The organism is Acinetobacter sp. SwsAc5 (genome assembly GCF_013391485.1).
Lineage (GTDB): Bacteria > Pseudomonadota > Gammaproteobacteria > Pseudomonadales > Moraxellaceae > Acinetobacter > Acinetobacter towneri.
This window is the reverse complement of record NZ_JACAXD010000004.1, coordinates 125,537-145,198: the sequence shown is the minus strand read 5'-3', so window position 1 is coordinate 145,198 and position 19,662 is coordinate 125,537. Positions and strand designations below refer to the sequence as shown.

22 protein-coding genes are annotated in these 19,662 nt (G+C 42.0%); 9 read left to right on the top strand and 13 right to left on the bottom strand.

The window, feature by feature from the left end:
• Positions 1-191: 191 nt before the first annotated feature.
• On the bottom strand, positions 192-1,049 hold the full coding sequence (locus HYG89_RS03695) for an energy transducer TonB (protein ID WP_218644914.1): 858 nt from the start codon (positions 1,047-1,049) through the stop codon (positions 192-194).
• 275 nt (positions 1,050-1,324) lie between these two features.
• Here HYG89_RS03695 and HYG89_RS03690 point away from each other — a divergent pair, with 275 nt between their 5' ends.
• The 4 genes from HYG89_RS03690 (at position 1,325) to HYG89_RS03675 (ending at position 4,226) form a co-directional block, all read left to right on the top strand.
• Complete coding sequence (locus HYG89_RS03690) at positions 1,325-1,999, top strand: hypothetical protein (protein ID WP_178866102.1); 675 nt, start codon at positions 1,325-1,327, stop codon at positions 1,997-1,999.
• Between the two features lie 145 nt (positions 2,000-2,144).
• The gene (locus HYG89_RS03685) at positions 2,145-2,858 is read left to right on the top strand and encodes a DUF3108 domain-containing protein (protein ID WP_004976176.1); all 714 of its coding nucleotides are present in this window, start codon (positions 2,145-2,147) and stop codon (positions 2,856-2,858) included.
• A gap of 128 nt (positions 2,859-2,986) precedes the next feature.
• Positions 2,987-3,562 (top strand): xanthine phosphoribosyltransferase, encoded by a 576-nt coding sequence (locus HYG89_RS03680; RefSeq protein ID WP_004976172.1) that lies wholly within the window; start codon positions 2,987-2,989, stop codon positions 3,560-3,562.
• Positions 3,563-3,845: 283 nt separating this feature from the next.
• On the top strand, positions 3,846-4,226 hold the full coding sequence (locus HYG89_RS03675) for a hypothetical protein (RefSeq protein WP_371972010.1): 381 nt from the start codon (positions 3,846-3,848) through the stop codon (positions 4,224-4,226).
• 58 nt (positions 4,227-4,284) lie between these two features.
• On the opposite strand, the gene HYG89_RS03670 is transcribed toward HYG89_RS03675, so the two are convergent.
• Both HYG89_RS03670 and wrbA read right to left on the bottom strand, forming a co-directional pair.
• On the bottom strand, positions 4,285-4,476 hold the full coding sequence (locus HYG89_RS03670; RefSeq protein WP_178866100.1) for a hypothetical protein: 192 nt from the start codon (positions 4,474-4,476) through the stop codon (positions 4,285-4,287).
• A gap of 567 nt (positions 4,477-5,043) precedes the next feature.
• A complete protein-coding gene (wrbA, locus tag HYG89_RS03665; RefSeq protein ID WP_026438329.1) occupies positions 5,044-5,640 on the bottom strand; it encodes an NAD(P)H:quinone oxidoreductase in 597 nt (198 codons plus the stop codon).
• A 114-nt stretch (positions 5,641-5,754) separates the two neighbouring features.
• On the opposite strand from wrbA, the gene HYG89_RS03660 reads away from it, so the two are divergent.
• The gene (locus tag HYG89_RS03660; protein ID WP_178866098.1) at positions 5,755-7,002 is read left to right on the top strand and encodes a YihY family inner membrane protein; all 1,248 of its coding nucleotides are present in this window, start codon (positions 5,755-5,757) and stop codon (positions 7,000-7,002) included.
• Between the two features lie 146 nt (positions 7,003-7,148).
• Here the strand turns inward: HYG89_RS03660 and HYG89_RS03655 are convergent, their stop codons facing one another.
• The 6 genes from HYG89_RS03655 to HYG89_RS03630 form a co-directional block, all read right to left on the bottom strand.
• The gene (locus HYG89_RS03655) at positions 7,149-8,087 is read right to left on the bottom strand and encodes a DMT family transporter (RefSeq protein ID WP_178866096.1); all 939 of its coding nucleotides are present in this window, start codon (positions 8,085-8,087) and stop codon (positions 7,149-7,151) included.
• Between the two features lie 171 nt (positions 8,088-8,258).
• Complete coding sequence (locus HYG89_RS03650) at positions 8,259-8,663, bottom strand: biopolymer transporter ExbD (RefSeq protein ID WP_178866095.1); 405 nt, start codon at positions 8,661-8,663, stop codon at positions 8,259-8,261.
• Positions 8,663-9,286 (bottom strand): MotA/TolQ/ExbB proton channel family protein, encoded by a 624-nt coding sequence (locus tag HYG89_RS03645; protein ID WP_178866094.1) that lies wholly within the window; start codon positions 9,284-9,286, stop codon positions 8,663-8,665. Before HYG89_RS03645 ends, HYG89_RS03650 begins: the two co-directional genes overlap by 1 nt.
• A gap of 19 nt (positions 9,287-9,305) precedes the next feature.
• Complete coding sequence (locus HYG89_RS03640; RefSeq protein WP_178866092.1) at positions 9,306-10,091, bottom strand: energy transducer TonB; 786 nt, start codon at positions 10,089-10,091, stop codon at positions 9,306-9,308.
• A gap of 261 nt (positions 10,092-10,352) precedes the next feature.
• A complete protein-coding gene (purU, locus tag HYG89_RS03635) occupies positions 10,353-11,219 on the bottom strand; it encodes a formyltetrahydrofolate deformylase (RefSeq protein ID WP_168418525.1) in 867 nt (288 codons plus the stop codon).
• 91 nt (positions 11,220-11,310) lie between these two features.
• Positions 11,311-12,012, bottom strand: a complete 702-nt coding sequence (locus HYG89_RS03630; RefSeq protein ID WP_004976150.1) for a TetR/AcrR family transcriptional regulator — start codon at positions 12,010-12,012, stop codon at positions 11,311-11,313.
• Between the two features lie 117 nt (positions 12,013-12,129).
• Between HYG89_RS03630 and HYG89_RS03625 the strand changes: the two genes are divergently transcribed.
• The 4 genes from HYG89_RS03625 to HYG89_RS03610 all read left to right on the top strand — a co-directional run bounded on the left by HYG89_RS03625 (position 12,130) and on the right by HYG89_RS03610 (position 16,024).
• Entirely contained in the window at positions 12,130-13,578 is a 1,449-nt protein-coding gene (locus tag HYG89_RS03625; protein ID WP_004976148.1) for a coniferyl aldehyde dehydrogenase, read from the top strand.
• A 163-nt stretch (positions 13,579-13,741) separates the two neighbouring features.
• On the top strand, positions 13,742-13,978 hold the full coding sequence (rpmB, locus tag HYG89_RS03620) for a 50S ribosomal protein L28 (RefSeq protein WP_004976147.1): 237 nt from the start codon (positions 13,742-13,744) through the stop codon (positions 13,976-13,978).
• A gap of 16 nt (positions 13,979-13,994) precedes the next feature.
• Positions 13,995-14,150, top strand: a complete 156-nt coding sequence (rpmG, locus tag HYG89_RS03615) for a 50S ribosomal protein L33 (RefSeq protein ID WP_004976146.1) — start codon at positions 13,995-13,997, stop codon at positions 14,148-14,150.
• Positions 14,151-14,308: 158 nt separating this feature from the next.
• The gene (locus tag HYG89_RS03610; protein WP_178866090.1) at positions 14,309-16,024 is read left to right on the top strand and encodes a cation:proton antiporter; all 1,716 of its coding nucleotides are present in this window, start codon (positions 14,309-14,311) and stop codon (positions 16,022-16,024) included.
• Between the two features lie 191 nt (positions 16,025-16,215).
• Here the strand turns inward: HYG89_RS03610 and HYG89_RS03605 are convergent, their stop codons facing one another.
• The 4 genes from HYG89_RS03605 to HYG89_RS03590 form a co-directional block, all read right to left on the bottom strand.
• A complete protein-coding gene (locus tag HYG89_RS03605; protein WP_178866088.1) occupies positions 16,216-16,494 on the bottom strand; it encodes a hypothetical protein in 279 nt (92 codons plus the stop codon).
• Positions 16,495-16,597: 103 nt separating this feature from the next.
• The gene (locus tag HYG89_RS03600; protein ID WP_178866086.1) at positions 16,598-17,101 is read right to left on the bottom strand and encodes a DUF6586 family protein; all 504 of its coding nucleotides are present in this window, start codon (positions 17,099-17,101) and stop codon (positions 16,598-16,600) included.
• Between the two features lie 175 nt (positions 17,102-17,276).
• Positions 17,277-17,531 carry an RNA-binding protein gene (locus HYG89_RS03595; RefSeq protein ID WP_004976139.1) on the bottom strand — a complete coding sequence of 85 codons (255 nt, stop codon included), beginning with the start codon at positions 17,529-17,531 and terminating at the stop codon, positions 17,277-17,279.
• Positions 17,532-17,610: 79 nt separating this feature from the next.
• Complete coding sequence (locus HYG89_RS03590; RefSeq protein ID WP_178866084.1) at positions 17,611-19,599, bottom strand: ATP-dependent helicase; 1,989 nt, start codon at positions 19,597-19,599, stop codon at positions 17,611-17,613.
• Positions 19,600-19,662: the final 63 nt, after the last annotated feature.

Below are 19,662 nucleotides of genomic sequence, written 5' to 3'. Positions count from 1 at the left end.
CATTTATTGGAATCTTATGATTGTTGAAACTAGAAGAATACGGCTGCGTAAAAGAAAGATAAGATTTTTCTTACTTTATCAACTCATTCCTGAAATTCCCAGTAGAAATAAAACATAAGCTAGAATCTATGATGGTTAGACGCTACACAAATCTTCTCTCCCTTTGGGAGAGAGTTACAGAGAGGAAAGAACTAGCGTACCTCAAACTCAGCTTCGGCAGGGTCAAAACGCCACGTCCGTACAATCCGCAATTCAGAAATATCTTTCATTTTGGCATCAAATGCACCAAAAGGTGCGGCTTTACGCACCGAAGCTTTGGCTGCTTCATCTAGCATGGCATGTCCTGAACTTTCAATTAAACGAATGGCTCGAATCCCACCATTGTTGTTCAAAATCACCATTAAACGTACTTCGCCTGCCAAATTCTGTGCTTTGGCTTGTTCTGGATAATAACGGTTACCATAAAATTCGACTTTTTGACGGAATTTTTCCATATACCCCGCAGTGTTGTCTTGCTTGGCCTGAATCCCATCGATGGTTTTAATTTTTTGCTGACGGCTAAAGTTTTGTTGGCGTTGTAAATATTGCGCTTCAATACTGGCAACCATGGCCGCCTTAGCTTGAAATTGACTATTCAACTCCTGCATGGCTTTTTTGCGCTGATTTTCTGCCGCCTGTTTCTGCCAACTGAGCGTGGTCATCAATACTTTTTCTTCAAAGTTTAATTCGCGCTGTTGCTGCATACGTTCTAAACTTTCCAGTTCTTGCTCCCCTGCACTTTGTTCAGTCATGGGCGCAGGCATATCACTCGACATGCGATGTTGTTCACGGAATGTCCCTGAACCTTGCTGATCGGCTTGGGCTAAGAAATCTGCATCTTCAACTTTTGTATCGCTCATGCGAACCGATATCGCAATTTCCTTGACCGCAACATCGCTTTGTTGCGGTGCAGCAAACTGCACGTCCAAAATTAATGCGTGCAACACAGCAGCCACCAGCAACGCTGCAGCAAAAATAGGATCTTTCCACCAATCTTGCGTAGAAGGCATCAATTGAATTTTTTTTAGCATCACATTAATCCGACAAAACGTCTGATTCCCCAAGCCGCCAAATGCGGTATAAACTAAAGAGCATATTACTTTGCTCAGTTTTTGCTTTTCTGCAAAACTGCGAAGTTCATCAAAAAGCTGACTACTGAGCCTTAAAATCTTAAAAATGGTGCAACTTATTTTGTTAAACTGCAAGCTTCTATGCCTGTATTTTTAATACAATTCGACAAAATATTTGTATCTGTAAAGAATAAATGACCGACTTGGACTGCCGTATGCAAACCCTGATCACCAATATCTCTCAACGTATCCGTCAAGTGTACCAAAAAGCTGAAGGATTTATTGAGGATGAACGTGAATTTCCATTATCTCAGGTCTTTTTAAATGCGACTTTTCAGCGCTTTGTGACCGATAATGTGAAAATGTTGCAAGATCTGCACGCAGACTTACACGACGACTGGTTACGTCTTTATGCAACCCTAGATTACAACGGCTTGAACATCACTCTGTCTGTCGATTTAAAATTAGTACAGATGGAATTGAATAAAGATACTCAACTGATTGTGTTTGAACAAATTAGTGACACGCAGGTGATTGAAGCAAGTTATCCAAGTTTTTTGCATAAAATCGCTGTGAAGTGCGCTTTATTTTACTATCAAAAAATACGCAATGATGACCCTTTAGGCATGATTTTAGAAAAACTCAAAGTCATTAAAGTCAAAGATGATTTACTACATTTAGACTTAAATCGCTGGTTAGGTAAAAACCGCTCTATCATTGATACACTCAGTAAAGTTCATGTGAATCATGCGGTATTACGCGAAGCGGAATTGGTGCTCACTGGCAACGTCAATTTAACGGCGTTGTTCCGCAAAATGTCTGAAGAAAGACTAGAAGATGTGGAAGAATCTCTTGCAGATACGCAAGTCACACCGCTGAAACAAAAATAAAGCTAAGCTGAAACTTTAGAAGAGAATACATACAGGAAAACTACACAAGCCGCATAATTCCTAATTTTCTCTTCATATTCAACGCGTATAATGGCAACAAGCAAGCAAATTGCATCTCCCTACATACAGAGGAAATATCTCAGCAATGGCAAATCATGTATTGAAAAAAATGGGTATGGCAGCCGGTGTGTCTACAGCACTGTTTTTGGCTGGTTTCTCTAGCCAAACATTTGCCATGAGTCCTTTTCAAGCCAGTTATCAATTTAACTACAATGGTAAAAACTTAGGTTCTGCAACACGTACTTTAAGCCAAACAGGTAACCAATGGAGTTATGTGTTTGCTGCCAAAGCAGGCGTGATTGCCTCTGCTACAGAAACTAGCCGTTTTAGTTTTAATAATGGCAAAATTGGCTCATCTAGCTTTAGCCGCAGCAGTAAGATTTTAGTGCATAACAACACCATGAGTATTAACTTCAATCCTTCGGCGAAAACCATTAACACCAAAAAGGACAGCGACACCCGTTCTTTTGCGTGGAAAGCGGGCGTGTTGGATGAGTTGAATGCGGAACTGCAAATCCGTGAAGACTTAAAAAGTGGCGGTTTAAAATCGAGCTACTATATTGCCGATAATAAAGAGGTGGAATCACGTCGCTTTATTAAGCAAGGTTCAGAAAAAATCAAAACCAGTTATGGTACTTTTGATACCATTAAAGTGGTGCTGAAACACAACAAACCAAACCGTGATACGATTTTCTGGTTGGCACCAAAACTTGACTACTTGCCTGTCAAAGTTACCCACCAAGACAAAGACAAGTCTTATGGATTATTACTCACAGGCTATAAAGGCCCGACCAACTAATTTAGAATATAACTACTGAGCAAAGCTTGGCAGTTATTCACCATTTGGTAAATTGTTCTTGCATTTTTTCAGGTGCTTTTTAAAATACGCTTTTGCTTTGAAAAGCACCTGCTCTTGAGGATTCTCCCGTGCATGCACTAGAACAGAAAATTTTAGCCGAAGGTATCGTTCTATCTGAAGCGGTTCTAAAAGTCGACTCTTTCTTAAACCATCAAATTGACCCTGTGATGATGCAGCAAATTGGTCAAGAATTTGCGCGTTTGTTTAAAGATGCAGGCATCACCAAAATTATTACCATCGAAGCTTCTGGCATTGCACCAGCTGTGATGGCAGGTTTAGAGCTTGGCGTACCTGTAATTTTTGCACGTAAATATCAATCTTTAACCTTAAAAGATGATTTATACCGCTCTAAAGTATTTTCATTTACCAAGCAAACTGAAAGCACGATTGCCATTTCAAACAAACATATCAGCGCGAGCGACAAAGTCTTGGTGATTGATGACTTTTTGGCAAATGGTCAAGCTGCACTTGGTTTGGCAGATTTAATCCATCAAGCGAATGCAGAAGTCGTGGGTATTGGGATTGTGATTGAAAAATCATTCCAACCGGGTCGTGAATTATTGCTTGAAAAAGGCTATCGTGTTGAATCATTGGCACGGGTAAAGTCTTTGGCAAACGGTACTGTTGAATTTGTACGCGATTAAAGTCGATTAAAACTGATGTTGTTTCATCATTTAGACCTTATGATCAAAGAGTGCTTAGGCGCTCTTTTTTATGCTTTTTTTCAAACTTAAACAACTCATTTACATATATTTTATTTACAAAACTGTGGTGCTACGCCATGCTGCACTTGAAATAACAGTGTTTAAGCAGTCTGCTCTTTTCAGATTGCAGCTCTACACAGCACTCTTTAGGTCGTCTACGTGCATTGATGCATGCGACATGAGTACAAGGCATTTTAAAGTCATGACACAAGACAATCCATTGATGGAACACAGTATCGTCTGTCCAAAATGTGGTTCAACTCAAGTTGAAAAACGCAACCATGAACAAAACTTACAAAAAATTGGTGGCGTGTTATTAGGCTCTGCAGGTACAGCAGCAGGTACTGTGGGCGGCGCAGCTTCGGGAGCTTCTATTGGTGCGGCAATTGGTACAGCCGCAGGGCCATTGGGCGTGATTATGGGCGGCACCATTGGAACATTTGTCGGGGCAATTAGCGTGGGAATCACAGGTGGTTTTCTTGGGCATCGCTTTGGTAAAAAAGCAGGTGTAATTGTTGATCAGAATATTTTTCTAGATTTTCAATGCCTCAAATGTAAACACCGCTTTAAAGAAAAGTTGAAACAGCCAAGCAACTCTAAGTAACCCTAAATCAATTTCAAAAAAAGTGCTGCACATTGCAGCACTTTTTGATTGCATCTTTTTATTTTGCAGTGCTGCTTGCAGAAGTCATCACAGTTTTTTTTGCCGCTAAATACTGTGCTTCCGCAGGTTGTTTTTCAATACGTTGTTCTTCTGGAAAACTCAGACTATGCACAATTTCAGTCGCTGCAACACTCGACCATGAACACCCTAAACTCATTAGACCTAACCCAATCAGCATCCACTTATTCATTTTCACTTTCCTCAATCTCTCATTTTTACAGCAGTCCGTTGTGCTCAATACATTAGGGTCTGTTGACAATTCGTCTATGTTTGCGGCATGAGAGATATATCTCGCAAGGTTTTTTAGCTGATATAAGGCATGGGACAGGAAATTTAGTCATTCTAAATGACTGGCACATAACGCAATAGCAGCAAAAAATATGCTCGCCCTGAAAGGCTGTGGCTAAAACTTTCTCAGATTGTGTTATGAAACTTAGCAATAGTCTCGCTATTACTTGCGTTTCATGCCTGATCTGCTCAGTTTTAGCCTACAGCGCAAGCCATTTATGAAATGTCAACAGACCCTAGCCTGCAAAAAAATGCTGCGTGAACCGTGACAGAAAACTCTGCTTTTAAAGCGGTTATTAGACGTGAAAAGAGAAAACTGAATATCACTGCAAATGGTGATTTTAGGTGAAAAGTGAACTTATTTTTTAGCACACTCAATGCTACATACGCCAATCGAATTCAAGTACAAAAGATAAAAGCGTAAAACGATATCCACATTTTACGCTTCATCTTAATTAAAGAAAGAATCTCACATGCCCTGTAATTTTTTTACCATTTCACCTAGGCGTTGTCCTTGCGCTTCACAAAGGATTTTTTCATCCTGACTCAAAGCCTGATCGTGGCGCGGGCCGCTCACATGCGTTGCACCATACGGCGTACCGCCCGTTTTGGTATTTGATAAAGCAGGATGCGCATTATGCAATCCCATAATCATCATTCCGTGGTGAAACAATGGCGGCAACATGGTCAATAAGGTACTTTCCTGTCCACCATGCATCGAACCCGATGAGGTAAAAACGCAGGCAGGTTTATTGTGCAATGCGCCATTCAGCCACAGACTAGTGGTTTGATCCCAGAAATATTTCATTTCAGATGCCATATTGCCAAAACGTGTAGGTGAACCTAAAGCCAAACCTGCACAATTGGCCAAGTCATCCAAAGTACAATAAATATCACCTTCGGCAGGAATACTTGGCTCTGCTTGTTGCACCACGGTCGAGATATTTGGCACAGTTCTAATTTTAACGGGCATGCCACTAGCCTCCACCCCGTTGGCAATTAAATGTGCCATTTCTTTGGTAGAACCATATTTACTAAAGTACAAAACCAGAATATATGCTTGCATCATGCTAAGAAATCAGACTAAAAATGAAAACTATACGGTATTTTGCTGCTTTTTTGGTTAAGCTTAACCATGAAAACAGATAAAGATGATTAAAAAAGTTGAGACAGCCACTGTATGATCGTTGAGTATTTAAAGAAACTGCCTTTTTATGACAAACAATGGTTTCAATTTGTCTTATTTGTGCTGCGTCGCTTTGAAGCAGATCGCTGCCGTGAACAAGCAGGCTCTTTAACCTACACTACCCTGTTTGCCGTTGTACCTATGCTCACCGTATTTTTGGTGATCATCTCATCCATTAAGGCACTCGAACCTGCACGGCAACAATTACAACAACTGATTTACAGCAACTTTTTACCTAAAACCACCATCGCCTTTGATAAAGCCTTAAATGCCTTTACCGACAAATCTAGTAACTTAACCGTCATCGGGATTTTGTTTTTATTCGTGACCACGGTGATGATGCTGACCAGTATTGAAACTGTGTTTAACCGAATTTGGCGGGTTAAGGAAACCCGTGGCGGCATTATGGGTTTTATGCGTTACTGGACCATTATCTCATTAGGCCCTATTTTACTGGGCAGTGCTTTTGTCATTTCCTCAACTTTGGCATCTATGAATGTGCTGAGTAATAACTTTGCAGGTTATGAACTCAATGGCGCATTTATTTTATGGCTGATTTCATTTGCCCTAACCATTTTAGGTTTTTTTATTCTGAATTGGACCATTCCCAACCGCAGTGTACCTATTAAAGCCGCATTAATTGCGGGGGGGTTCAGTGCTGTTGTATTTGAATTTTTGAAAAACCTGTTTGGTTTTATTATGTCCAACTTCACCAGTTATGAAATTATTTATGGTGCTTTTGCTGCCGTACCTATTTTCTTACTGTGGATTTTCCTGTCTTGGAATATTGTGCTGTTAGGTGTTGAAATTAGTTATGCCTTGACCGCTTTTGAAGCCAGTCGCGAAAAAAAATGCCATCCGCTGCTCATGCTATTGGACTTACTGGAATTGTTTTACAAAAAACAAATGCGCGGAGAAAGTGTCACTGAAGCTGAAGCCTTAGATGTATTGGGACGTAATGAAATTGGGCGCTGGCCGTCTTATGTGCTGATGCTAGAACAACAAAATTTAATTAAACGTACTGAAAATGATGAATTTGTTTTGGTGCGCAATTTATCTCAGGTAGATTTTTGGAGTTTTTATTCACAGCTACCGTATTCATTGCCACGTCGTCAGGACTTGGCCAATGTCTATCCTGATGATGAATGGATGCAAAAACTTGGCCCCGTACTCAGTGAAACCGATGACTATTTGGCTGCCAAATTGTCGATTCCGCTCTCTAAGATTTTTGAAGAAAAATAATCTTGTACGCGCTCGCTAGATTTTAAATATCACCCATCTTCAAATTTAAACCCGTATTGAGCTACTAGGTTATTTGAAGATGATTTTTACATGACAACATTGCTGATGTTGAGTCTTGCTCAAGTTCATGGAAAAGCTGCAAATACTTATTTTCTTTTTAGTACTTGGGTTTTATGTTTAAACCAACATTGAGCATTCACCATCAACACCCCCAGCATGACCAAAACAGCCCCAATCATAAAACTTTGGCTCAAGCTTTCATTCAACAACCATACACCAAACAATACGCCAAATAATGGCGTTAAAAATGAAAACACGCCTAAACTGGATGCTAAATATTGTTTCAGCAACCAAAACCAAGCGAGATAGCTAATAAACGAAATCAATACCGCATGAAAAATCAAACTGCCTATGGCTAAGGCTGTCCAATGAATTTCAGCCTGTCCCATCCACCATGCCATCGGCAGTAAAATCAAAAAACCACCCATCAATTGGTAAAACAAAGTTTGTGTTGCAGGGGCTTCCGATAAACGACTTAGACGTACCGCAACAGTTGTGGCTGCCCAAAGTATGCCTGCACTCAGCGCAAGTAAATCGCCAAAAAGCATCTGGCTGAAGTTTTGGTGGCTCTCTTGTTGCACAGTATCACGCCATAAAAAAGTCACCGCTATGCCAGCAAAAGACAACAGAATCCCGCCCCATTGCAAGCGAGATAAACGCTCTGCAGGTAGTTTCCAATGCAACGCTAAAGCCACAAAAATAGGTGCGGTATATAGTAAAACCACCACGTGCGAAGCAGAAGTATATTGAATCGCCTGCCCTAACATAAAAAATTCTGCGGCAAACAACACCCCGACCAATATGCCGGGATACACATATTGCGCTGCAAGCAATTGCGTATTTCTTGCCATCCACAACAAAGGCAACACCATGATGGCAGATAAACCTGAGCGTAATGCCAATTGCATTAATGGAGAAATATCAGGTGCGGCCAGCTTCAGCACCACTTGTTGTAAACCCCAAAAGACGCACAAAATAAGCATCATACTGCTGGCTTTTGCATCTAGTGCTTGGCGTGAACTCATGGCTGAACCTGATTTAAATAAAAAAATAGACTTTCAAATAAGCGGCTAACTCAACCCAAATAGCATGGATGATTAAATACGCTTGAGTAGGTGAAATATTTTGGCATTATGCGTGAGTTTGCATAAAAAAAGCGACCTTAAAAGATCGCTAATTTTAAATAAGATATGGGCTTAATCGTCTGTTGCAAAAGCAATATCACTGAGTCCGGCTTCACTCGCACGTGACATTACTTGCGCTACAGTATCATAACGCGCTTCTTTGTCGGCTCTTAACACCACCGTTGGTTGCTGTGCTTGCTGACTGGCACTGTTAAAGCGGGTTTGCAATTCATCTAAGCTAATAATTTGATCATCCCACGCCACTTCACCATTGGCATTGATACTGACCTGAATTTGCTCAGGTGGTAAATTTACAATCTCTGCAGTCGTTTGCGGCAAGGTTAATGGTATAGATGGGTTGGCAACGGTCGCTGTCACCAAAAAGATGATCATCAATACCAACATAATGTCGATCAGGGGAATGAGGTTCATCTCATTCATGCCTGAGTCGTTGTCTTCACCCAATTGAAAAGCCATTAAACCTGACCTCCCACTAAACTTTGTTGTGTTGCTTTCACTTCTGTTTTTTGCACAGATGAATCTTGCTGCAACATGGTATCAATCAACAAACTGTGTGCATGATCTTGCAGGTTATTCGATAAGGTACGGTTCACGCGCGAGCAAATGTTGTAGGCAATTACTGCTGGAATTGCGACTGCCAAACCAAAGCCTGTCATAATTAGAGCTTCACCCACAGGGGTTGCGACTTGTGCCAATCCTGCCTGTCCACTTTTACCCACGGCAACCAGTGCATGGAAAATACCCCAAACCGTACCGAATAAACCGACAAACGGTGCAAGTGAGGCAATTGTACCCAATACCGACACCCCTTTTTCTGCCGATGCTTTTTCTACAGAAATTTGACGCAATAGAGCCTGTTCTGCAACCGCTTTGCGCTGTTCAAAACTTAGTGGCACCAGTTTTGCCTTAAGCTGATTTAAAGCCTGAGACAGTTGAGCATAAGCTTGTTGCTTCAATTGGCGCGTGCCCATCAAACGTAATGCGAAGATGGTCCATGTCGCAATCGACATCGCCAATAACACGAAATACAGTGTTTTGCTGACTGCATCTGCATGTTGCCAATAGACGGAAAAGTTCATACTCGAACTCCTGTTAAGGTTAGCCGTTAGGGTTCAATGTCAATTCAAAAGGCTGCTCAGCACGAATTGGATAAGCAACGCCATTTTCTTTGTACGGTTTGAATTTTGCACTACGCACAGCGCGTAAAATCTTTTGATCTAAAGCAGGTAAACCACTGGAACGGGTGATTTGTGCATGGGTAATTGCGCCTTTTTCATTGGCCTCAATGAGAACCACCACTGTTCGGGTTTCACCTTGTAAATCGCGGTTACTATAAGTTGGTTTTGGTGAGCGACTCCATTGCACCCCTGACCCACCAATTGAAACTGTTTTAGGTGCGGCTGGTACGACAGGTGCTGGTGTAACAGGAGCAGGAGTTGGTTTAGGCGCGGCTTGTACCACTTTAGTTTCAGTCACTGTCGCTACAGGTGCAGGTTTCACTACCCGCTCGACAGGTTTCTCTACGGGTTTTGCCACAGGCTTAGGCGCTTCAGCTTTTTTTACCTGTTGTACTTTTTCCACTTTTTTAGGTGGCGGCGGTAACGGTTTTTCTACCACTGGCACTTCTTTCACTGGCTGCGGTTTTGGTTTTTCTGGTTGCGGCTCAGCTTTAGGTTGTGGCGGCAAAGGTTTTGGAGGTTCTTGAATTTTTACAAAGCGAACTTTTAAAGGTTCTTTTTCTATTGGCTTTAAGCTAGGGGTTGGCATCTGCCCCAATGCCCACAACACGCCCACGTGTCCCAATGCAACCACGGCTAAAGCTGTTACAACTTTCTTTTTCATGGTGTGGGATGTATGCGTCATAGCGTTGGGAGATTGGTTCATTAAAGTCAGCGACCTTGAAAAGCAATTGCCAAACCATCACAGCTTATACGATCAAACTGATCGGTTAGCACAATTAAAGTAACGCAATAATAAATGAGAAGTGTTTTCATTTGCAACTATTTTTTAATAACACGTGTGAATAATCACACAATATGCTTATTAATACACAATTGAAGCAAATGTTATAACATTACAATTATAGTATAAAAAAACATGCCTAGACGGCATGTTTTTTGTTCAATCTTGAGATGGCTTTACACCCTATTGAAATACAACAGTTTTGTTGCCATCTACAATAATACGGTCTTCTAAATGCCATTTGACTGCACGAGCCAGTACATTACGTTCAACGTCCTGCCCCAATTCGCGCAACTGATCTACCGTAAAGTCATGGTTTACACGCTCTACATCTTGCTCAATAATCGGGCCTTGGTCTAGGTCTGCAGTCACGTAGTGTGCCGTTGCACCAATCAACTTCACGCCTTTTTCATAGGCTTGTTTGTACGGGTTTGCTCCCACAAAGGCCGGCAAGAAAGAGTGGTGAATATTGATCACTTTCATTTCCCACTTAGACACAAACTCTTCATCCAGAATTTGCATATAACGCGCCAATACCAGCAAATCATTGCCTTGCATCAATTCATCAATTTGAGCATAAGCTTCACGTTTATTTTCTTTATTTACAGGTACCACTTCAAATGGGATACCAAAATTTTCTACCGCTTCACGCAATGTGTCATGGTTCGACACTACTTTGGTAATTTCACACGGTAAACCGCCACGTGAATGACGCCATAACAACTCAAGCAAAGCATGATCGACTTTAGACACCAAAATGCCGACTTTTTTCACATCGCTGACTAAGGCCAAACGCCACTGCATGTCATAGCGTTCTGCCACGTTAGATGCAAACGTTTGCAATAAGCTTTCTTTACGGCTTTGCAGATGATCTAGCTCAAACTCAACCCGCATGAAATAACGCCCGCCCTGTGCTTCTGTTGCGTATTGATCAAGCGCAGTAATGTTAGCTCCCTGATGATACAAAAAGCTTGATACAGCCTGCACAATACCCGGTTTATCTTCACAGGTAATCAGTAAACGTGCAGTATTCGCAGTCGTCATATTCATGTTGTTTTTAGTCACTACTTGGTTAAATTGAAAAACAAGCCGAGTATTCTAGCGCGTTTCTCAGACATTCTAAATAGCCATTCTCAGTCTCTTAGTCGGCTTGAGTATTTTTACTGGATGATAAACTCTCAAACAGTTCAGATGTGCCTAGTGTTTCTAGTAAACGCTCATAGGTTGCACGACTTTCACCCCGTAAATATGCCCCTTCAAGGAACAGCATTTGACGTAAAGCCTGCCAAATCCATTTTTCTTCCAAATGGTTTGAATCGGTAATGTGACCCGACATATATAAGAAGTTCGTCCAGTTGGTCAGCACAATCCAAATATTGATAATCAAGGCTTCAATTTCTGACTCAGTCATTTGCATCAGACCCGCATCCACAAAGGCCTGATAAATTTTTTGTCCCTGCTGCATGACCTGTCCTGCAAAACGTGGATACATTTTGCGGAAATCTTCATTGGTTTCGACCAAATGATAGACATCACGATGCAAAAAACGATAAGCCCACAGCTGACTACTGAGAACCTGAAAATAACGAATTTTGTCATTGGCATCTAAGCCACGATTTTCAGGCAAAGCCAGCATTTCTAAAGTTTCTTGCTGATATTGTTCCATCAGCTCTTTAATAATTTCGTTCTTATTGCGGAAGTGGTAATACAAGTTTCCTGGGCTCATGCCCAGTTCTGCCGCAATATGATTGGTTGTTACCGAACGCTCACCACGCTCGTTAAACAATTGCAAACTCAATTGCAAAATACGTTCTTTGGTTTTCAACGTTTTGGTTTGAGACATCCTAAAAACAACCATTCTTTAAAATTTGGGGGGCATGAAAACATAAAGTCACTTGACTGATTAGAGTAAATACTCTAAAAATTAACTTATATTGCTTTTATTGAATGGTAACATGCCATGAACAGTCAAACAAAAACAACTTCAATGACCCCACATTCACCCGATTTACAACGTCTGGATGATATTTTGGCATTGCAGAAATATGCCTATCAGCGTCATCCTGTCCCAAGTGCCAAAGAACGCATTGAACGCTTAGCCCGCTTAAAACGTGTGATTGTGAAATATCAGGATCAATTTGCTGAAGCCATTAACCGTGACTATGGCAACCGTGCCATTGCAGAAACCAAAATTGGTGAATTACTTACCTGCTTGGAACATATCAAATATTACAGCAAAAACCTGACCGACTGGATGAAGCCATCTAAACGTCAGGTTGGTATTATCCACCAACCTGCAAAAGCATGGGTACAGTATCAACCTTTAGGGGTAATTGGCATTATTGCACCTTGGAACTATCCGCTGCTGTTGTCTTTAGGCCCACTGATCTGTGCTTTGGCTGCAGGCAACCATGCCATGATCAAAATTTCCAGTGCTTCTGCGCATTTTGGTAAAGTACTGGAAAACGCCATGAGCGAAGCATTTCCACAGGAATTGGTGGCAGTAATTAATGGCGGCGGTATTATTTCCGATGCGTTCTGTCATTTGCCTTTTGACAAAATTATTTTCACAGGCTCTACCGAAGTCGGCAAAACTGTAATGGCTGCCGCGTCACAAAACCTTGTGCCTGTCATTTTAGAACTAGGTGGAAAATCCCCTGTTTTGGTGCATCCATCTAGCGATATGGTCGATGTAGCGCAGCGTATTGCGGTAGGTAAACTCTGGAATGCTGGACAAACCTGTGTTGCACCCGACTATATGTTCTTGCCTAAAGGCAAAACTGCCGAATTTATGGAGCATTTCGAGCAATTTGTGACCGAAATGTATCCGCATATTCGTGATAACCAAGACTACACTTCTATTATTAATGACAAACAATATCGTCGCTTACAGGGCTATTTAGAAGATGCACGTGAGCGAGGTGCAAATATTATTGAAATTAATCCGCAAAGTGAAAATGTGGCTGCAACCCGTAAAATGGCACCAACGGTACTGACCAATGTCAGTCCAGACATGCAAATTATGCAAAATGAGATCTTTGGTCCAGTCCTGCCAATCTTAGAATATGAACAAATTGATGATGTAATCGAGTTTATTAATAGCCGACCGCGTCCTCTTGCTTTATACTATTTCGACTTTGATCAGGCGCGTGCCGACTATGTCGCACAGCGAACCCATTCAGGGCATTTCGGACTCAATACTGTATTGACCCACGTTGCACAAGATGACTTACCATTTGGTGGTGTTGGTGCATCGGGCATGGGGAAATATCACGGTCCAGAAGGTTTTTTCAGCTTGTCACATGAACGGTCGGTAATGTCTAATCCGAAGCTTTACAGCTTGAAGTTCATTCTCCCCCCATTTGATAAGCCGATTCATCGATTGATTTCGAAGACGCTGCTTCGCTAACTGATCAAGGCATGAGCTATCAAACTAGCTCATGCTGTTTTTGAAGAAAATCGCTTGTCTTTTAAGCGTATTTTTGATATAAAACGCCCCTTGAATGAATTCATCCGTTTATTTTTGACTGGCCATACAGATTTGCTGTTGGCTAAATCAATGGAGTTACACCATGTCTAAGGTTTGCCAAGTTACCGGCAAGCGTCCAGTCGTTGGTAACAACGTCTCACACGCCAACAACAAAACTAAGCGCCGGTTCGAGCCGAACCTGCACAACCACCGTTTCTGGTTAGAAAGCGAAAAACGTTTCGTACGTCTTCGTTTAACCACTAAAGGTATGCGTATTATCGACAAATTGGGCATTGAAAAGGTTGTTGCTGACCTACGTGCTCAAGGTCAAAAGATCTAAGTAAGGAGTCAGGACAATGCGTGATAAGATTCGCTTAGTTTCTACAGCTGGTACAGGTTATTTCTATACCACTACTAAAAACAAACGTACTATGCCGGAAAAAATGGAAATCAAAAAATTTGATCCAAAAATCCGTCAACACGTAGTTTTCAAAGAAGCTAAAATCAAATAATTTTAGCTTTTTTAAAAAACGACCTTATTCAGGTCGTTTTTTTTTTGCACTTTTTTTGCCTCACTTGTTAAAATTTCCTCGCTTCTTTTTTGGCACTGTTTGTGCTTGTCTTATTTCAGTCTTTTGACCGCACCTTCACCATGGCTTAGGAGTTTCTCGTGCCTCATGATGTAGAACTCATCATCTTACTTGCCGTTGGTTTTAGCTTGGCACTGGTATTTGGCTATATCGCTGCGCACTTACGCCTTCCACCGCTTATGGGCTATCTGATTGCAGGTGTCATCATTAGTCCCAACACACCGGGCATTGTGGCAGATATTCATCTTGCCAACCAATTGGCAGAACTTGGGGTCATGTTCCTCATGTTCGGTGTTGGCATGCATTTCTCGCTAAATGATTTAATGCAGGTACGACGCATTGCTTTGCCTGGTGCAGTATTGCAGATCGCCGTGGCGACCCTGCTCGGTGTAGGCGTGTCGATGATGTGGGGTTGGAGTTTTGGTTCTGCCTTAATTTTTGGCTTAAGTCTGTCTTGTGCCAGTACCGTTGTGCTCTTAAAAGCATTGGGTGATCGTGGCCTGCTCGACTCCGTGAACGGTAAAATTGCCGTAGGCTGGTTGTTAGTTGAAGACTTAGTGATGGTCTTAGCATTGGTGCTTTTGCCTGCCACAGCTGTATTACTGGGTGGACAAGCTATCGACAATGCCAGTGATGAAAATATTTGGCTAACACTCGGACTGACTTTATTAAAAGTTTCAGGCTTTATTGCCTTTATGCTGATTGTTGGCAAACGCCTTGTGCCCTTCATTATGCAAATTGTGGCTCGCTTAGGCTCGCGGGAACTGTTTACTCTAACGGTAGTCGCTGCTGCGGTATCAATTGCCTTTGGTGCTTATAAAATCTTTGGCGTGTCGATGGCACTTGGGGCGTTCTTTGCGGGGATGGTGGTCAAAGAATCTGATTTCAGTCATCGCGCCGAAGAAGAAACTTTACCCTTACGTGAAATTTTCTCCATTCTATTTTTCGTTGCTGTGGGCATGCTGTTTGACCCGCGTATTCTGATAGAAGAACCACTGCACGTTTTAGCGGTCGTCGGCATTATCATGGTGGGTAAAACCATTGCAGCCATGGCATTGGTCTTGTTCTTCCGCTATCCACTCAATACAGCCTTGACCGTAGGCGCGAGCTTGGCACAAATTGGTGAGTTTTCCTTTATTTTGGCAACGCTAGGTGTATCTTTACAACTGCTGTCACTAGAAGGACAAAACCTGATTTTAGCAGGCGCACTCATTTCAATTACCCTCAATTCCTTTGTTTTTTCTGCGATTGAGCCTGTGCAAAACTGGATTCGGGAACGCTCTTATTTGGCGCGTTTGCTTGAACGCAGCAATGACCCTTTAGCCATGCTGCCCGATGAAGTTTCTCAAGATTATTTACGTGATCAGGTGGTGATTGTTGGACATGGTGAAGTCGGACGCCACATTACTCAAAATTTAATGGCTGAGAATATTAAGGTCGTGATTGCGGAAGAAAACCGTGAAATTGTCGAAGACTTACGCGAAAAAGGCATTGCTGCAGTCAGCGGCATTGCCACAGAAGCGGGTGTACTGATTCAGGCACATATTCAACATGCACGACTACTCGTTCTCTCGCCTATGGACATTTTGGATATTCATAAAATTGTGGATATTGCCAAAACCCTAAACCCTGCAATTCAGGTTTTGGTGTGTGCAGAAAGCAAAGCCGAAGCGGAAGTAATTCGTAAAGACAACATTGGTGAGGTGTATTTTGCCAAAGAAGAAATGGCGAAAAATATGAGCAATTATATTTTAAATCAAATTGAAATTGCCCATCATCAGCCACCAACGCATTGAGCATCATTCATCTAAAACCCATAGCCAAAATCACAAAAAGCGCACCGTTTAAGCTGCGCTTTTTTTGTTGACGTATAGATTGGCTTTCATTGTGTTGATGAAAAACTATCTAATAATGTCCATGATTTTAACCAAAGCAGATAGACAATCTATTCATTAAAGATAGCTCATCACCGAAAGACCTTTTCGGATTAACTCATAAATTGCGGCTGTTCATCCACAATTTCTGCATGCCACTCATTGACCTGTTTTTCCAACAAGCCAAATAATGCCGCCTGAATCATGTGCTGGGCAACAACAGCAGTCTGATCACCCAATAAGGCTTTGACTTCGTCATTGAACTGGATTTTCACTAACGGCTCTTTCTCTGAGCCTGCATTACGCAATGCCAACTCACCGCCTTCAAGCTGCACCAGCTCCAAAATAGCTTCCTGATTACCAAATAATTCTTTCAATTGCTCTATAGACATATATCCTCCATGCTCGACATGGCGGCAAAGGCGCTTGCACTTTGCATCGTTCAGAATATTTATATCGGGCTGATCAAAAATTTTTCAAGGGCTATTGGTCAGCTTAAAACTCCACCATCTCATTGCGAAAACCATCAATTAATTGGGTTAAATCTCGATGCCATTCGCGTAAAATTTTGGTGTCTGGCAACCATGCTTGCGGCGTTTGCGTGACTTTAATAATCAAATTGGATGACGTTTCCTGTTCAGGTCCTGGTGCACTTGGCTCGGGCGTGTACTGACATAAACGATAAGCGCGCTTTAACTCTGCAATAAAACCCGATTTGCTCAGTTGCTGCAAAATTGCCACTTCAGGGGAAATCTGCCCTTTGGCTGCCATCAATTCTTCAATTGATTTAAGGGTTGGATTACTGTCATTTAAACGATAATACCGCACCAATTCCTGCAAAAAAGCCAGCACCGCGCCATTTAAATGAAACACCGCAGCTTCACGATGTGCCTGCGCTTGCTGAACATGCTCGGTTTGCTCGGCCTGCTGACATGAAAGACGGGCGAAATATAATTTCTGATTGGTACGATCTGCATGAAAACGAGCAACACGGGACATGAGCATTTCCTCAATTTAGCGTTCTAAGAAGCTTAGATTAAACCGATTTTCCTGCAACACCCAATAAAAAATACACTATTTTTACTGCGATAAAATCGCGCACCAATGCAGTGCCAATCTCGTATTTTTACTAAAAATCACGCATAAAAAAGGAGCATTTTTTGCTCCCTTTGAACTATTTTGATGCAGGTTTATCTTCTGCTGCTTTGACACGTATTCCATGACCATGCAGACGCAAAGTATTCAGCGCTTTAATGGCTTTTACTGCCTCACGTGCATGTGGCATTTCTACAAATGCAAAACCTTTAGATTTTCCTGTTGCAGCATCCAACACCAAATTACAAGATTCTACAGTGCCATATTCCTGAAAAAGCTTTAACAATTCTTCTTCAGTCACTGTACGCTCTAAACTACGAACTAAAATTTTCATCTTACAACCTTAAAATAGGCAAAAAACATCAAAAAGCACTCGCCTACTCTACTTTTTGCAGGAAACCTTGTGGCATAGTTTAATCGAGATCAATGCCAAAATCTAAATTAATCGCTTGGCGTTCCACCAAGGCGCTTTTAACCGTTTGCTGACGGGTACGGTGATGAGTTTCCATCGCACACAACTGCCGTGTCAGATCATTCAAAAAATAACTGTCCAGTTTGCGCCCTTGTTCATCTACCGTATCACGCGCCCATAAATTAAAATTTTGCTTGGTTAAAATCAGTTCATTTTGGGCACGGGTCAAAGCCACGTACAGCACTCGACGTTCTTCTTCAATATCATCAAAACTGCCCTGCGCCCGCGCATGCGGGTACTGCCCTGCAGTCACATTCGCCACATAACAGACTTTTTGCTCCGTACCTTTGGCAGAGTGAATGGTGATTAAAGTGACCACATCGGTATCAGACTGGCGTTCAATTTCAGAAATAGACACAGGATCAAGCACGTATTCTTCTAAAAACTCACTTAACTGCGCATGCTTACCCGCCAGTTGTTGCACCAACTGAAAATCACCCTGACGACGATTCCAGTCTTTTTTATAGTTATCTGCCAATTGTTCCTGAATAGCTTCAATGCCTAAACCGACGCAAGCTGCAACTTCATGTCGTAAGACATCCATTTGCTTCATGATCAATAACGTTTCTTCTGGCAAGCGTCCAAATTTTTCCAGCTTTTCAATCACCTGATCCATTGTCGGTTCAAGCAACAATTGCTGTGCCAACTTACTCGCACCGATATCGCCCACGCCATTCCATAAAGTGAGAAAACGCATCCACGCAATATCATCTAAAGGATTGGCAATAACGCGCAATAAACTAAGCAAGTCTTTTACATGCGCAGTTTCCAAGAGCTTCATGCCGCCAATAAAACGATACGGCACACTTGCCGCAATACAGGCAGCTTCAATATGTCGCGCTGCAAAACTTGAACGCACCAACACCATGTGATCTGACCACGGCGCGCCTTGCAAGAAATGTCGCTCTTTAATATCAATCGCAATCCATTTGGCTTCATCAAATTCATTCGGGAAAATATGCATTTTGGGTTTGATGCCATCACCACGATGCGCCTGCAACCGTTTGTTATAGCGAATCTCACTTTGATCTAACAACCAATTGGACAGGTCTAAAATTTCCTGCGTAGAACGGTAATTTTGCTCTAATTTGAAAATTTGAGCATTGGGTACGCGCTCTGTGAAATGATGAATATTTTCAAAATCTGCACCACGGAAACCATAAATCGATTGTGCATCATCGCCCACACAAAACAAACTGACCCGATCTTTTAAAGGCTCAAGCAAAGCCCATTGCAAAGGATTGGTGTCCTGCATTTCATCGACCAGAAGATGCTGACAAATTGACGCGACATAATCGACCAGACCTTCCGACTGCGCCAATGCCGATGCCACCACAGCCAAAATATCGTCATAATCGAGAAAGCCACGTGCACGTTTACGGCTTTCGTATTCCTGCATAATTTCAGCAATTTGATCTTTTAATGCCAAATATTCAAGCTGTTGCTTTTCTAAAGCCACACTCAGTTTTTGACGGGTATTCCGCGCAAAAGAATACAAATCACATAATTCTTGAGGCTTAGGCAACTGACTTGGATTTTTCTTATCATCTTTTCCGCGAATGAGGCGAAACATCATCAACTGATCATCACGATCAATAATAGAAAATTGTTCCAAGCCAAAAGCTTTAGGAATACGTCGTAACAAGTACATACAAAAAGTATGAAAGGTCGAAGCACGTAAGCCTTTGGCTTGCTCGCCCAGTGCCAACTCCACCCGTGCGACAATTTCACTCGCCGCACGGCGGGTAAAGGTCAAAATTTGAATTTGATTGGCTGCAATACCTTTATCAATCAAGTACGCTGCACGTGCCACAATGGTTTTGGTTTTGCCACAGCCTGCGCCAGCCAAGACCAGACTATGTTGATATGCTGTCGTGGCTGCTTGTTTTTGCTGGGGATTCAATTCATCAATTAGGCTGGCTAAACTCATAGTGACTCATCGTACTGGGTGGATGAATAGTTTAACAGATCGGTTTAGGAATAAACCCATGAA

What these genes read in the sequence shown, in the direction of transcription:
- wrbA (WP_026438329.1), bottom strand. Translation starts at nt 5,640, where the DNA reads ATGCAAGCATATATTCTGGTTTTGTACTTTAGTAAATATGGTTCTACC.
- HYG89_RS03695 (WP_218644914.1), bottom strand. Translation starts at nt 1,049, where the DNA reads ATGCCTTCTACGCAAGATTGGTGGAAAGATCCTATTTTTGCTGCAGCG.
- HYG89_RS03600 (WP_178866086.1), bottom strand. Translation starts at nt 17,101, where the DNA reads ATGTCCCGTGTTGCTCGTTTTCATGCAGATCGTACCAATCAGAAATTA.
- rpmB (WP_004976147.1), top strand. Translation starts at nt 13,742, where the DNA reads ATGTCTAAGGTTTGCCAAGTTACCGGCAAGCGTCCAGTCGTTGGTAAC.
- HYG89_RS03685 (WP_004976176.1), top strand. Translation starts at nt 2,145, where the DNA reads ATGGCAAATCATGTATTGAAAAAAATGGGTATGGCAGCCGGTGTGTCT.
- HYG89_RS03630 (WP_004976150.1), bottom strand. Translation starts at nt 12,012, where the DNA reads ATGTCTCAAACCAAAACGTTGAAAACCAAAGAACGTATTTTGCAATTG.
- HYG89_RS03595 (WP_004976139.1), bottom strand. Translation starts at nt 17,531, where the DNA reads ATGAAAATTTTAGTTCGTAGTTTAGAGCGTACAGTGACTGAAGAAGAA.
- HYG89_RS03690 (WP_178866102.1), top strand. Translation starts at nt 1,325, where the DNA reads ATGCAAACCCTGATCACCAATATCTCTCAACGTATCCGTCAAGTGTAC.
- rpmG (WP_004976146.1), top strand. Translation starts at nt 13,995, where the DNA reads ATGCGTGATAAGATTCGCTTAGTTTCTACAGCTGGTACAGGTTATTTC.
- HYG89_RS03590 (WP_178866084.1), bottom strand. Translation starts at nt 19,599, where the DNA reads ATGAGTTTAGCCAGCCTAATTGATGAATTGAATCCCCAGCAAAAACAA.
- HYG89_RS03640 (WP_178866092.1), bottom strand. Translation starts at nt 10,091, where the DNA reads ATGAACCAATCTCCCAACGCTATGACGCATACATCCCACACCATGAAA.
- HYG89_RS03655 (WP_178866096.1), bottom strand. Translation starts at nt 8,087, where the DNA reads ATGAGTTCACGCCAAGCACTAGATGCAAAAGCCAGCAGTATGATGCTT.
- HYG89_RS03660 (WP_178866098.1), top strand. Translation starts at nt 5,755, where the DNA reads ATGATCGTTGAGTATTTAAAGAAACTGCCTTTTTATGACAAACAATGG.
- HYG89_RS03645 (WP_178866094.1), bottom strand. Translation starts at nt 9,286, where the DNA reads ATGAACTTTTCCGTCTATTGGCAACATGCAGATGCAGTCAGCAAAACA.
- HYG89_RS03625 (WP_004976148.1), top strand. Translation starts at nt 12,130, where the DNA reads ATGAACAGTCAAACAAAAACAACTTCAATGACCCCACATTCACCCGAT.
- HYG89_RS03675 (WP_371972010.1), top strand. Translation starts at nt 3,846, where the DNA reads ATGGAACACAGTATCGTCTGTCCAAAATGTGGTTCAACTCAAGTTGAA.
- HYG89_RS03605 (WP_178866088.1), bottom strand. Translation starts at nt 16,494, where the DNA reads ATGTCTATAGAGCAATTGAAAGAATTATTTGGTAATCAGGAAGCTATT.
- HYG89_RS03650 (WP_178866095.1), bottom strand. Translation starts at nt 8,663, where the DNA reads ATGGCTTTTCAATTGGGTGAAGACAACGACTCAGGCATGAATGAGATG.
- HYG89_RS03670 (WP_178866100.1), bottom strand. Translation starts at nt 4,476, where the DNA reads ATGAATAAGTGGATGCTGATTGGGTTAGGTCTAATGAGTTTAGGGTGT.
- purU (WP_168418525.1), bottom strand. Translation starts at nt 11,219, where the DNA reads ATGAATATGACGACTGCGAATACTGCACGTTTACTGATTACCTGTGAA.